Origin of the sequence: Marmoricola endophyticus, assembly GCF_014644415.1 — a bacterium.
Classification (GTDB): domain Bacteria; phylum Actinomycetota; class Actinomycetes; order Propionibacteriales; family Nocardioidaceae; genus Marmoricola; species Marmoricola endophyticus.
Window position 1 is genome coordinate 977,324 of record NZ_BMKQ01000001.1, and the last position, 11,734, is coordinate 989,057.

The 11,734-nt window shown below is 74.0% G+C and carries 13 protein-coding genes; 5 read left to right on the forward strand and 8 right to left on the reverse strand.

Annotation, left to right across the window (positions count from 1 at the left end; all coding sequences use genetic code 11):
• The first annotated feature begins 16 nt into the window (after positions 1-16).
• Entirely contained in the window at positions 17-1,342 is a 1,326-nt protein-coding gene (locus tag IEX42_RS04785) for a phytoene desaturase family protein (RefSeq protein ID WP_188778702.1), read from the forward strand.
• Between the two features lie 4 nt (positions 1,343-1,346).
• Here the strand turns inward: IEX42_RS04785 and metF are convergent, their stop codons facing one another.
• Positions 1,347-2,246, reverse strand: a complete 900-nt coding sequence (gene metF / locus IEX42_RS04790) for a methylenetetrahydrofolate reductase [NAD(P)H] (protein ID WP_188778704.1) — start codon at positions 2,244-2,246, stop codon at positions 1,347-1,349.
• A 33-nt stretch (positions 2,247-2,279) separates the two neighbouring features.
• Here metF and IEX42_RS04795 point away from each other — a divergent pair, with 33 nt between their 5' ends.
• Both IEX42_RS04795 and IEX42_RS04800 read left to right on the forward strand, forming a co-directional pair.
• A complete protein-coding gene (locus IEX42_RS04795) occupies positions 2,280-3,407 on the forward strand; it encodes a polyprenyl synthetase family protein (RefSeq protein WP_229660594.1) in 1,128 nt (375 codons plus the stop codon).
• Between the two features lie 24 nt (positions 3,408-3,431).
• Positions 3,432-3,884 (forward strand): PaaI family thioesterase, encoded by a 453-nt coding sequence (locus tag IEX42_RS04800; RefSeq protein WP_188778706.1) that lies wholly within the window; start codon positions 3,432-3,434, stop codon positions 3,882-3,884.
• Positions 3,885-3,896: 12 nt separating this feature from the next.
• On the opposite strand, the gene IEX42_RS04805 is transcribed toward IEX42_RS04800, so the two are convergent.
• Genes IEX42_RS04805 through IEX42_RS04815 form a run of 3 tightly spaced genes read right to left on the reverse strand, consistent with a single transcriptional unit; the run spans position 3,897 to position 5,120 of the window.
• Entirely contained in the window at positions 3,897-4,274 is a 378-nt protein-coding gene (locus tag IEX42_RS04805; RefSeq protein WP_188778708.1) for a barstar family protein, read from the reverse strand.
• Complete coding sequence (locus IEX42_RS04810) at positions 4,271-4,747, reverse strand: guanyl-specific ribonuclease (RefSeq protein ID WP_229660595.1); 477 nt, start codon at positions 4,745-4,747, stop codon at positions 4,271-4,273. The genes IEX42_RS04805 and IEX42_RS04810 overlap by 4 nt, the downstream gene beginning before the upstream one ends.
• A gap of 4 nt (positions 4,748-4,751) precedes the next feature.
• Entirely contained in the window at positions 4,752-5,120 is a 369-nt protein-coding gene (locus tag IEX42_RS04815; RefSeq protein ID WP_188778710.1) for an Rv2175c family DNA-binding protein, read from the reverse strand.
• A 114-nt stretch (positions 5,121-5,234) separates the two neighbouring features.
• On the opposite strand from IEX42_RS04815, the gene pknB reads away from it, so the two are divergent.
• Together pknB and IEX42_RS04825 are read left to right on the forward strand one after the other, a co-directional pair.
• Positions 5,235-7,388, forward strand: a complete 2,154-nt coding sequence (gene pknB / locus IEX42_RS04820) for a Stk1 family PASTA domain-containing Ser/Thr kinase (protein ID WP_188778712.1) — start codon at positions 5,235-5,237, stop codon at positions 7,386-7,388.
• A 97-nt stretch (positions 7,389-7,485) separates the two neighbouring features.
• A complete protein-coding gene (locus IEX42_RS04825; RefSeq protein ID WP_188778714.1) occupies positions 7,486-8,214 on the forward strand; it encodes a lytic transglycosylase domain-containing protein in 729 nt (242 codons plus the stop codon).
• On the opposite strand, the gene IEX42_RS04830 is transcribed toward IEX42_RS04825, so the two are convergent.
• The 4 genes from IEX42_RS04830 to IEX42_RS04845 are packed head-to-tail and all read right to left on the reverse strand — an operon-like array spanning position 8,211 to position 11,689.
• Positions 8,211-8,903, reverse strand: coding sequence for a DUF2625 family protein (locus IEX42_RS04830; protein ID WP_188778716.1), 693 nt, complete (start codon positions 8,901-8,903; stop codon positions 8,211-8,213). The genes IEX42_RS04825 and IEX42_RS04830 overlap by 4 nt on opposite strands.
• 14 nt (positions 8,904-8,917) lie before the next feature.
• Positions 8,918-9,919 carry a threonine aldolase family protein gene (locus IEX42_RS04835; protein WP_188778718.1) on the reverse strand — a complete coding sequence of 334 codons (1,002 nt, stop codon included), beginning with the start codon at positions 9,917-9,919 and terminating at the stop codon, positions 8,918-8,920.
• Between the two features lie 22 nt (positions 9,920-9,941).
• Positions 9,942-11,000 (reverse strand): S-adenosylmethionine:tRNA ribosyltransferase-isomerase, encoded by a 1,059-nt coding sequence (locus IEX42_RS04840; RefSeq protein ID WP_229660596.1) that lies wholly within the window; start codon positions 10,998-11,000, stop codon positions 9,942-9,944.
• On the reverse strand, positions 10,997-11,689 hold the full coding sequence (locus IEX42_RS04845) for an SDR family oxidoreductase (protein ID WP_188778721.1): 693 nt from the start codon (positions 11,687-11,689) through the stop codon (positions 10,997-10,999). Before IEX42_RS04845 ends, IEX42_RS04840 begins: the two co-directional genes overlap by 4 nt.
• Positions 11,690-11,734: the final 45 nt, after the last annotated feature.

The window sequence follows — 11,734 nt, forward strand, 5'->3', positions numbered from 1 at the left end:
GACCGGCGGGCGCACGATGAGAGCGGTCGTCGTCGGCGGCGGACTGGCCGGGTTGGCCACGTCCGCGCGGCTGGCCAAGCAGGGGCACGAGGTCGCGCTGCTCGAGGCCGGCGACCGGCTCGGCGGTGCGCTGGCTCCGCTGGAGCGCGACGGCTTCCGCTGGGACTCCGGCGCCTCGACGACGCTGCTCCCGGCGGTGCTTCGCGACCTGTTCCGCAAGACCGGTCGGCCGCTCGAGCGCGAGCTGGAGCTCGTCCCCGTCGAGCCCGCGCGGCAGCACCGCTTCGAGGAGGGCGGGCAGGTCGACCTGCCCGCCGGCAGCCGCGCCACCCAGATCGCCGCGCTCGACGGGCTCGAGCCCGGGCTGGGCCTGCGCTGGGCGGACTGGACCGCCGGTTTCGCCGACACCTGGGAGGCGCTGCGCAAGGACTGGCTCGAGCAGCCGTGGACCCCGTGGTCGGCCGAGCACGCGTCCCCCGCGACCCGTGCGGCCTTCGCGAGTCGCCGTACGGTCCACCGGGCGGCCAGGGCGCTCAAGGACGACCGGCTCGAGGACATCGTCCGGGCCGAGTGGGTCCTGGCGGGCCAGGACCCTCGGAACGTGCCCGCCTGGGCGGCGATGAGCTGCTACGTCGAGCAGCGTTTCGGGGTCTGGACGGTCCCGGGCGGGCTGAGCCGGATCGCCGACGCACTCGTCGGGCGGCTCGCCACGAGAGGGGTCGAGGTCCACACCGGCACCCCGGTCAGGGACCTCGAGCTGAGTGGTGACCGGGCGCGTGGCGTGCGCACCGAGCACGGCACGGTCGAGGCGGACGTCGTCGTCGTGGCAGTCGACCCCCGCCGGCTGCCTGCCCTCGCACCGCTGGTGCGCCGCACGCTCCCCGCCATGCCGCCGGTGCTGAGCCACGTTGCACTGCGCGGCGACCTGCCCGAGGCGCTGCAGGGCCTGCCCCACGAGGTCGTGCTGCACGGGGACCCGCTGCTGCGCCTGACGACCGGGGGCGGTAGCGGCCCCGTCCCGGGAGACCGTGCGTGGACCATCGCCGGCCAGGGTCGGGTCTCGGAGGACCTGGTGACCGCGCTGGCACGGCACGGCCTCGACGTACGGGACAACCTCGTCCACCGGGTGGACCTGTCACCGAAGGACCTGGTCCAGCACTGGGCCGGCTCGCCGGCGGGCGTGCTGTGGCAGGGCCGGCGCACCGCTGGGCTCCGGCTGGGCACCCGGACCCCGGTCGAGGGCGTCTACTGCGCCGGGGCGCACGTGACCCCCGGGCCGGGGGTGCCGTACGTCGGCCTGTCCGCGGCGCTCGTGGCGGCCGAGATCGGCCCCGCCCGGTGAGTGCTCAGACGGGCAGCGACAGCGCCGCGTAGATCTCCCGCGTCGCCTTGGAGCGGTTCAGCGTGTAGAAGTGCAGGCCCGGGGCTCCCCGGTCGAGGAGCTCCTCGCACAGCTCGGTCGCGATCCGGATGCCCTCGGCGCGGACGGCGGCGGGATCGTCGGCCAGCGGCTCGAGCCGGGCCCGCACCTCCTCGGGGATCTCACGCCCGGACAGCTCGGTCATCCGGGTCATCGACCGCAGGTTCAGGATCGGCATGATCCCCGGGATGATCGCGAAGTCGTCCGGAACGCCGGCCGCGCGGGCGCGCTCGAGGAGTCCGAGGTAGTCCGAGGCACGCAGCACCATCTCGGTGACCGCGAACTGCGCGCCGGCCTCGACCTTGGCCAGCAGTCGCCGGGTGTCCTCCTCCAGCGAGGGTGCGTCGCGGTGCCCCTCCGGGAAGGCGGCCACCCCGATCGCCACCGCGCGGTCGTGCTCCGCGGCGATCAGCCCGACGAGGTCCGAGGCGTAGTCCAGCCCACCGTCGGTCGGCTGCCACGCCGTGCCCGGGCCGCCCGGCGGGTCGCCGCGCAGCGCGAGGACGTTGTGCACGCCGGCCGCACGCAGGTCGGCGACCGTGCGCACGAGCTCCTCGCGGGTGTGGCCCACGCAGGTCAGGTGGGCCATGGGCAGCATCGAGGTCTCACGAGCGATCCGGCCGGTGATCGCCAGGGTCCGGTCGCGGGTGGTCCCGCCGGCGCCGTACGTCACCGAGACGAACGTCGGCCGCAACGGCTCCAGCTCGGAGATCGAGCGCCACAGGACCTCCTCGCCCTCGGCGTCCTTGGGCGGGAAGAACTCGAAGGAGAAGGACCGCCCCCGGTCTCGGAGCAGGTCCGGGATGTGCGTGGCGGGCTCGGGCATGGCACCGAGGATAGGGCGACTACCCTCGGTCCGGTGACGACGCCCGGATCCGTGGACTCGCCCGGTCCAGGCGGCCTCCCGGCCTGGCACGAGCCCTGGCAGGTGGAGGGCTTCCGGGACGCCGTGCAGGAGGTCCTGCTCGACGTCGTCGCCGAGCACGCCGCCTGGCTGGCCGACCTCGGCGAGGACGCCGAGCGGCTGCTGGACGCCGCACGCACCAGCCTGACCGGCGGCAAGCGGTTCCGGGCCGCGTTCTGCTACTGGGGCTTCCACGCGGCGGCCCCGCAGGCACCGGAGGTACGACCGCTGCTGCGGGCCTGTGCATCGCTGGAGGTGCTGCACGCCAGTGCGCTCGTGCACGACGACTTCATGGACCTCTCGGACACCCGGCGCGGTCGCCCGGCGACGCACAAGGCGTTCGCCGCCCTGCACGAGCGGTCCGGGTGGCGCGGCGACGCCGGGCAGTACGGCGCCTCGGCCGCGGTCCTGCTCGGCGACCTGCTGCTGTCCTGGTCCGACGAGCTGCTCACCTCGTGCGGCCTGCCGCCCGAGCGGGTGCTCGCCGCGCGTCCGTGGTTCGACCGCTGCCGCAGCGAGGTGGTCACCGGGCAGTTCCTCGACGTCTCGGCACAGGCCCGCGGACGGGCGGACGTCGACGTGGCGATGCGGGTGCTCCGCTACAAGTCGGCCAAGTACTCCGTCGAGCGTCCGCTGCACGTCGGCGCCGCGCTGAGCGGTGCCGACGAGAGCACGATCGAGGCACTGAGCCGCTTCGGTCTGCCGCTGGGCGAGGCGTTCCAGCTGCGCGACGACCTCCTCGGTGTGTTCGGCGACCCCACCGTGACGGGGAAGCCGGCCGGGGACGACCTCGTCGAGGGCAAGCGGACGGTGCTGGTCGCGCTGGCCCTGGACGCGCTGCCTGCCGCCGACGCGCGACGCCTCGACGCGGCCCTCGGCACGACGCTGCGCCCCGCCGAGGTCGACGACCTGGCGGGGCTGATCGAGACCTCGGGGGCTCGGGCCCAGGTCGAGCAGGTCATCGACCAGCTGACCGAGCGTGCGCTGGCCGGGCTCGACGGCCTGCGCGGACTGGGTGCCGACCCGCACGCGCTCTCGGTGCTGCGAGACCTCGCGGACGCCGCGACCAAGCGTTCGCTGTAGGGAGGCCGTGACATGGTGACTCCCATGTCCTCGTCCGGACCCGACACCGACACCCCGCGCGGGTCGTTCTGGGAGGCCGTCCACGGTCGGCGGCCACCGCCGCCCGCGACCACCACCCTCGGCTACGACCTGCACTCGGCCGACCCGGTGGCCGGCGAGGTCGTCGCGTCGTTCGAGGCCACCGCCGACTTCACCAACACCGTCGGCAACGTCCAGGGCGGCTTCCTCGCCGCGATGCTCGACTCCACGCTCGGCTCGGCGCTGATGTGCACGCTCGGTCCCGACGAGTTCGCCCCCACCCTGGAGCTCAAGGTCAGCTTCCTGCGCCCGGCACCGGTCGGGCGGCTGTGGGGCCGTGGGCGCGTGCTGCACCGCGGCTCGTCCATCGCCTTCGTCGAGGGCGAGCTCACCGACGACGACCGTCAGGTGCTCGCGACCGCCAGCGCGACCGCGAAGATCAACCACCGTCGCGACTGAGACAGGGCGGACTCAGGGCTCGCTGACCTGAGGGGCGTCACCGAGGTCAGGCCCGGGCCCGGGCAGGAGCACGACGAGGTCCGGAGCGACGGCATCGGCGGCACGTTCGGCGAGCACGTCGAGCGCGGTGTGGAAGGCCTGGTGGTCCTCCGCCAGCAGGGTGGACCACCCGTGCCACACGAGGACCGTGCGGTCGGGCAGGTCGCGCAGGCAGTCGGCGAGCGCGTCGAAGTTGGCGGCGTACCAGTCCGGGAAGCGCAGCGCCGTGCCGAGCGCGCGGAGCAGACCGGCGCGCCCGCGCTCCGGGCGTACGACGACCAGCCGCCAGTCCGGCGCCGCGTCCACGTCGACGTCGCGCACGCGGTAGACCCCGGGCTCGGTGATGCTCACGACGCTCCCCCACGGACCCGGCTGAACGACTCGTAGTGGTCAGCGGTCCAGTACCGCTCCCCCTCGTCACCGGCGACGATGCGCCGCGCGCCGCGGTCGCTCTCGCCGGGGGTGCGCACGGTGAACTCGCGGTAGTAGCCCGACCGCTCGCGCGGGAGCAGCCCCTCGCGGTTGCCGAAGGTCACCCCGTCCCGCGCGTACGGGAACGGCCCGCCCGCCGCGATCAGCCCGAGCGTCGCGCGCGCCTCGGCCGGCAGGTCCTCGGCGTCGACCCAGGCGAGCCCGCTGTCGGGGTCGCGTGACGCCGAGGCCGTCGCGGAGGACGACGAACGGACCCCGGCCGACCCCGTGGAGCCGGGTGAGGTCGCGTCGTCGGAGCGCCCGCTGCCGGGCCCGACGAGGAACCACAGCACGGCGAGGACGACGACCACCACGGCGCCGGCGGCCCGAGCGGCGCCGCGAGGCAGGGTCACGTGCTCAGAACGCCATCGACTGCGCGCGCCGCTTGGCCTCCGAGCCACGGTTCTCGCGCAGCGCGTCGATCGGGCGGCCGGGGATGGTCTCGTCCTCGGTGAAGAGCCAGGTCAGCGCCTCGGCGTCGTCGTACCCGCCGTCGTGGAGCACGGTCAGGATCCCCGGCACCCCCTTGACGATCTCGCCGTCCATCACCAGCTCGGCGGGGATCCGAGGCCCCTCCCCCGGGACCGGTACGACCTGGGCGAGCTGGTGCTCGCGGACCCACTGGCGGACCCGGCTGACCGAGACGCCGAGCTGCTCGGCGCAGTCGGCCCAGTCCAGCCAGGCGGGGACCAGGGATGCCAGGCCGGTGGAGGCGGTGTCACTCATGGTCGACAGGCTAGGCGCACGACGCCACCCGGCGCCCGCCCCGGCCTGCCGGGAAGTCGCCGTCGCGGTGCGTAGGATCGCCCGCAGCCGCCGGACACCACAGGAGGTCGACCCGTGGAGCGCAGCACAGCCGACCGGTCTGCGGACCCGGTGATCGGCCGCTTGCTCGACGGCAGGTACCTCGTCGGTGACCGGATCGCCCGCGGCGGGATGGCGACCGTCTACCAGGCTCGCGACCAGCGGCTGGACCGCACGGTGGCGATCAAGGTCATGCACCCGGGCATGGCCGAGGACGCCGAGTTCGCCGAGCGGTTCAAGCGCGAGGCGCAGGCGGCGGCCCGGCTGGCCCACCACAACGTCGTCTCCGTGTTCGACCAGGGCGACGACGACGGCACGCTGTTCCTGGTCATGGAGCACGTGCCGGGCACGACGCTGCGCGACCTGATGCGGCGCGAGGCGCCGATGCCGCCGCTGCGTGCGCTGACCGTCATCGAGCCGGTGCTCGCCGCGCTGCAGGCAGCCCACGAGGCGGGGATGATCCACCGCGACGTCAAGCCCGAGAACGTCCTGCTCGCTCCCGACGGGCGCGTCAAGGTGGCCGACTTCGGGCTCGCCCGTGCGGTCAACGCCGAGACCCGGCACACCAGCACCGGGGTGCTGATCGGGACGGTGTCCTACCTCGCACCCGAGCTGGTGGTGGCCTCGGCGAGCGACCCGAGGGTCGACGTCTACGCCGCCGGGGTCCTCATCTACGAGATGCTCACGGGCTCCAAGCCCCATCAGGCGGAGTCGCCGATCCAGGTGGCGTACAAGCACGTTCACGAGGACATCCCGGCGCCCTCGCTGAAGCAGCCCGGCCTGCCGGCGTACGTCGACGCGCTGGTCGCCCGGGCGACCGTCCGCGACACCTCGCTGCGCCCCACCGACGCCGGCGTGCTGCTGCGTCAGCTCCGGCGCGTGCGTGCGGCGCTCGAGGAGGGCGTCGAGGACGACCCGGACCTGGTCGCCGACCTCGCGCCGTACCCCCGCGGGCACGCCGCCACGCCCGACCCCGACCCCTTCGAGGACACCGACGACCAGATGCCGGTCGCGGTGGTCAGTCCTTCCCAGGCGGCGGCCGTCCCGCCGACCGCGGACGACGAGGACCCGACCCAGGTCGTCGGCGACCTCGAGGCGGCCTACGCGGAGGAGCAGTGGGAGGACTCTCGATCGCCCTCGTCCGCGATGGAGGAGACCGGGCAGTACGACCCCCACTTCACCGACGACGCCATCCCGGTCCAGCAGGGCGGGTGGGACCCGGGCCCCGTCCCGGAGCCCTACGCCGGCCCGTCCCGGGAACCGGACGTCGAGGAGCCCGTCGCCCGGGCACCGGCAGGCCCCCGCCGTCGCCGGCGCGGCCCGGTGCTCCTCGCCGCCGCCCTGGTGGTCGCGGTGCTCGTCGGCGTGGGGGCGTGGTGGTTCGGCTACGGACGCTGGACGGACACGCCAGGGGTGGTCAACCTGGCCCGGGCCTCCGCCGAGCAGCGCGTGGAGGGCGCGGGGCTGACCTTCGAGGTCGCCTCGTCGACGTACAACGAGGACGTGGCGAAGGGCTCGGTCATCCGCACCGACCCGCAGCCGGGCGCGCGGGTGCGCAACGGTGGCACCGTGCGCGCGGTGCTCTCGCTGGGCCCCGAGCGACACGACGTGCCCGACGTCCGCGGGAAGTCGCTCGACGAGGCGCAGCAGCAGCTGGCCGACGCGGACCTGACGTACGCCAAGCAGGTCGGCGTCTACAACGAGAAGGTGGCCAAGGGCGAGGTCATCTCGGCCTCGCCGAAGATCGGGACCGCGCTGCGCCGCGACACGGCCGTCACGCTGACCGTCAGTCGTGGGAAGCGGCCGATCGAGGTGCCCAGCTACGTCGGTGAACCGTCGGGGAAGGCGAAGTCCGAGCTGGAGGACCTCGGCCTGGAGGTCAGTGTCGGTCAGGCGTTCAGCGACACCGTGCCCGCGGGTCGGGTGATCGGTCAGGACCCGGTGGACGGCACCCGCTTCCGGGGCGACACCGTCACGCTCAGCGTCTCCAAGGGCTCGGCGATGGTGACGGTCCCCCAGGTGGCGGGGATGAAGCAGGCCGACGCGGTCGCCGCGCTCAAGAAGGCCGGCGTGACGCCGAAGCTGCGGCGCACCTCGGGCTACACCGGCCTGAACTACGCGGCGGCGACCAGTCCGCCGGCGGGCACGAAGGTCAAGCGCGGCAGTCAGGTCGTCATCCAGCTGATCTGATATCTCGCAAATCGTGCGTTAGTTCACTTCAGTCACATCAGAAACTTGACTCACACCAGCACCTAGGGCAGCGTCGTGTCCGGCGAAAGGACACCTCGTGCCCCTGATCCGACTCCTCGGGACCCTGACCATCACCGTGCTGATCGCGCTCGGCGGCACCCTGCTGACCGCGTCCTCGGCGCAGGCGAAGGCCAAGCCGTGGCCGGGCCACCCCGACCGGCACCTCGTCGACTACCGCGTCCGGCCGGGCGACACCGCCGCCGGCATCGCGACCCGGTTCCACGCCTGGACCGCCGAGCTGCGCCGGGTCAACCACAAGACCACGACGTCCACCTGGTTCGTCGGTGAGCGCGTCACCGTCCCCGTGGTCACCTCGCGCGCGGGTGGGAAGCGTGCCTCCACGACGTCGGCGCAGCCGAAGCGGACCGAGGTCCGCCGCGCGGTGATCCGCGCGGCCGACCGGCACGGCGTCGCACGCAGCCTGGCGCTCGCCGTCGCCTGGCACGAGTCGGGCTGGCAGCAGCAGGTCCGCTCCCCCGTCGGTGCGGTCGGCACCATGCAGGTCATGCCCGGCAACCGCAGCTGGCTCTCGACCCTGGTCGGGCGGGAGCTGCACCTGAAGGACCTGGGCGACAACGCCACCGCCGGCGTGGTACTGCTGAAGATCCTGCGCTCCGAGCACTCCCGTAAGGGCACCCTCGCGGCGTACTACCAGGGCCAGGGCTCCATCGAGTCCAACGGCGTCTACAAGTCCACCAAGCAGTACGTCGCGAACGTCACCGCCAACCAGATGCGGCTCATCAAGGGCTGGCGGCCCGACCGTTAGCCCTCCGGTTCACCGGAGAACCTCAGGTCGAACCTCGCGCCCTCGGGCACGCCGGCCAGCTGGGCACCCGCCTCGGCGTAGAGATAGTTGAGCTCGTCGATCGGAACCGGTCTCCGGCTCACCGCCGCGACATCGCGGCCCTCCCGGGTGAACGGCGGCGGGACGAGGCTGAGTCCGTGGTCGAGCGGGACCGCCCGCACCTCGTCCTCCCACCCGTCCCACCGGAGGTCCTGGTAGAAGTCCGCAAGCCGTGAGCCGAGACACCAGCTCACGAAGGCGGCGTGCCCCAGACCCGTGGTCTCCCAGCTCAAGACGTCGGGCCCGAAGTAGCAGACCTCACCGACCGCCGCACCCAGACCTCCACCGTCGATGGCGAACCGGCCGCCGAGGACGTCGTGGGCGACGACGAGGTACGCCGGCGGTACCCGTCGGTCGTCCAGCTGCTCGGCGATCCCCGGGAGTGACTCGTGGCCCGCTCCGAGGATGCGCAGCCAGCCGTGGTCGACCACCAGCCCGCCGGTGTGCAGCGCGAGTGCTCCGAGGACCGACCGCTCGGTCACACCGAGTCGCTCGAGCTGCTCGGCGCCGACGGTCGGGTCGACCGGCAGTCGCTCGACATGAACGGTCGCTCCAGCCAGCCACGACTCGACGACCGGCCACGCCGCGTCGTCGCTCTCCGAGGTGGTCACACCTCCATGGTTGCTCAGGCGGCGAGCACCGTCGACAGGGCGAGCGCGGCCGCCTCCGCGTCGGCACGGCTGACGTCGAGGTGGGTCAGCAGGCGTACGCGCCGGGGACCGACGGCGCCGACACGGACGCCCGCGTCGGCCGCACGGCGTACGACGTCGGCGGCATCGGGGACGTCGACGACGACGATGTTCGTCTCGACCTCGGCGGGGTCGACGCCACACGCCTCGGCCAGCAGCCGCGCGTGCTCGTGGTCCTCCGCGAGCCGCTCGACGTGGTGGTCCAGCGCGTGCAGGCCGGCGGCGGCGAGGATCCCGACCTGGCGCATCCCACCGCCGAGCCGCTTGCGGCGGACCCGGGCCTGCTCGATGTCGTCTCGGCTGCCGACCATCAGGGACCCCACGGGCGCGCCGAGACCCTTGGACAGGCACACGGCGAGGGAGTCGGTGAGCGCGCCGTACTCCCTCAGCGGGGTGCCGGTGGCCACGTGCGCGTTCCAGATCCGCGCACCGTCGGTGTGCACGCCGCACCCGACCGAGTCGGCCCACGCGCGCAGCGCGCGCAGGTCCTCGACGGGCACGACGCTGCCACCGGCGAAGTTGTGCGTGTTCTCCACCGCGACCGCTGCGGTCCGGACGAAGAACGGGCCCATGTCGGGGGCGTACATCTCCGCGAGCGCCTCCAGGTCCACCTGCCCCCGCGGGTGCGACCAGGTACGGCTGGTCAGGCCGGTCAGCGCGCCGTGGGCGCCCAGCTCGGCGCGCAGCACGTGGGCTCGCGCCTCGCACAGCACCTCCTGCCCCGGCCCGACCAGAGACCCGAGCGCGAGCACGTTGGCCATCGACCCGGTCGGGCAGAACAGCGCCGCCTCCTTGCCGAACAGGTCGGCGACGCGCTCCTGCAGGACGCGGACCGTGGGGTCCTCGTCGTACACGTCGTCGCCGACCTCGGCCTCGGCCATCGCTCGGCGCATCGCCGGGGTGGGGGCGGTCAGGGTGTCCGAGCGCAGATCGATCACGCACGCCACCTTAGGAGCGGCCTCAGGGCAGCAGGAGGGCGGAGTCGCCGAACTCGTGCCACAGGTAGCCCTGCGCTACCGCCGCGTCGTACGCCGTCTGCGCGAGCGCCCGACCGGCGACCGCCTCGACCAGCAGCAGGTGCGAGGCCTGCGGGTCGTGCCAGCCGGTGACCAGGCCGGTCACCACGCGCGGCGGGTGGTCCGGGGTGACCACGCGCTCCGTCCACCCACGGCTCGCGATGACGCGGCCGTCGTCGGCGACGCTGCTCTCCAGCGCCCGCGTGACGGTCGTGCCGACGGCGACCACCCGACCACCTCCGGCGCGCACGGCGTTCGTCAGCCGCGCGGTCGCCTCGCCGACCTCGTAGCGCTCCGGCTGCGGCCCCTCGCCCGCCTCCTGCGAGGACACCCCTGTGTGCAGGGTGATCGGCGCGATCGCGACGCCGCGCGAGACGAGGTCGGTGACCACGGCCTGCGTGAACGGGCGGGCCGCCGAGGCCATCTCGGCGCTGCCCGGCCGGCGGGAGAACACGCTCTGGTAGGCCGAGAGCGGGTAGCGGGAGTCGAGGTAGCCGTACGCGATCGCCCGGCCGTGCCCGGCCACGGCCGCGTCCAGGTCGCCGGTCACGCTGGCCCGCCAGAGCCGGTTGCCGCTGCCGGTCGGCGACGACCCCTCGTGGGGGTACGCCGCCTCCAGCCTCAGCTCGGCGCCGGGCACCAGGACGCGCTCGCCCGGCCGCCCGTCGAGCACCGGCTCGGCCGCGTCCGGGGCCGAGCGCAGCTCGACCACCCAGGCCCCGTCGTCCAGCGGGGCCGCCAGGTGGAGGACCAGTCGGCCTCGGACGTCGGAGCGGGCGTCGAGCTGTCCCGCCACGGTCGCCGAGTCGTTGACGACGACGAGGTCACCGGCCCGCAGGTGGTCGGCGATCTCGGCGAACCGTCCGTGGCGGACCCCCTCCCGACCGGCGACCAGGAGGCGCACCTGGTCGCGCTCCAGCCCGCGGGCCTCCGCCGGGGACGGCGCGAACGCCGACACGGGACGCTCGAAGACGACACCGGGAACCTCCCGCAGCGCGCTCACCGGGCGGCCTCCGGCCGGGCCAGGTCGCTCGCGCGCAGGCGGCCCGCTCGGGGTCGCCGGCGTACGAGCTCGAGCAGCGCCGGTACGACGGTCTCCGGCAGCGGCCGGTCGGAGATGTCCTCGCCCGGGAACGCGTCCTGGTGCATCGCGGTACGCATGTCACCCGGGTCGACGGCGTACGCGGCGATCCCCTCCTCCGCCGCGAGGGTGAGCGTGAGGTGGTCCAGCGCCGCCTTGGTGGCGGCGTAGGCGCCCCACGTCTCGTAGTGCTCGACCGCCGCGTCCGACGAGATCGAGAGCAGCACGCCCCGGGACTCGACCAGCACCGGCAGCAGCTCCCGGGTCAGCGCCATCGGTGCGGCGGCGTTGACGCTCCAGACCCGGTCGAGCTCCTCCGGCTCGAGCGCGCGCAGCGGGCGCATCGGCAGCGGGCCGAGCGTGCTCGCGCCGTGCACGAGCAGGTCCAGCCGCCCGAGCCGGCGTACGACCGCCGCCAGGTCGGCCCGGTGCGTGGGGTCGGAGACGTCGCCCGGCACCGGCACCACCGCCTCCCCCAGATCGGCGACGGCACGCTCCAGCGCGGCGGCGTGACGTGCGTCGGTGACGACCTGCCAGCCGTCGGTGACGAGCGCCCGGGTGAGCGCGAGTCCGAGGCCGGCAGAGCCCCCGGTCACGAGTGCGACAGACATCTGATCCTCCTTGTGGATCGGGTTGATGGCTGCCATGCTTCAAGT

Bases quoted from the DNA above. Each gene is read 5' to 3' on its own strand.
- IEX42_RS04785 (WP_188778702.1), top strand. From the start codon at position 17: ATGAGAGCGGTCGTCGTCGGCGGCGGACTGGCCGGGTTGGCCACGTCC.
- metF (WP_188778704.1), bottom strand. From the start codon at position 2,246: ATGCCCGAGCCCGCCACGCACATCCCGGACCTGCTCCGAGACCGGGGG.
- IEX42_RS04800 (WP_188778706.1), top strand. From the start codon at position 3,432: ATGTCCTCGTCCGGACCCGACACCGACACCCCGCGCGGGTCGTTCTGG.
- IEX42_RS04815 (WP_188778710.1), bottom strand. From the start codon at position 5,120: ATGAGTGACACCGCCTCCACCGGCCTGGCATCCCTGGTCCCCGCCTGG.
- IEX42_RS04845 (WP_188778721.1), bottom strand. From the start codon at position 11,689: ATGTCTGTCGCACTCGTGACCGGGGGCTCTGCCGGCCTCGGACTCGCG.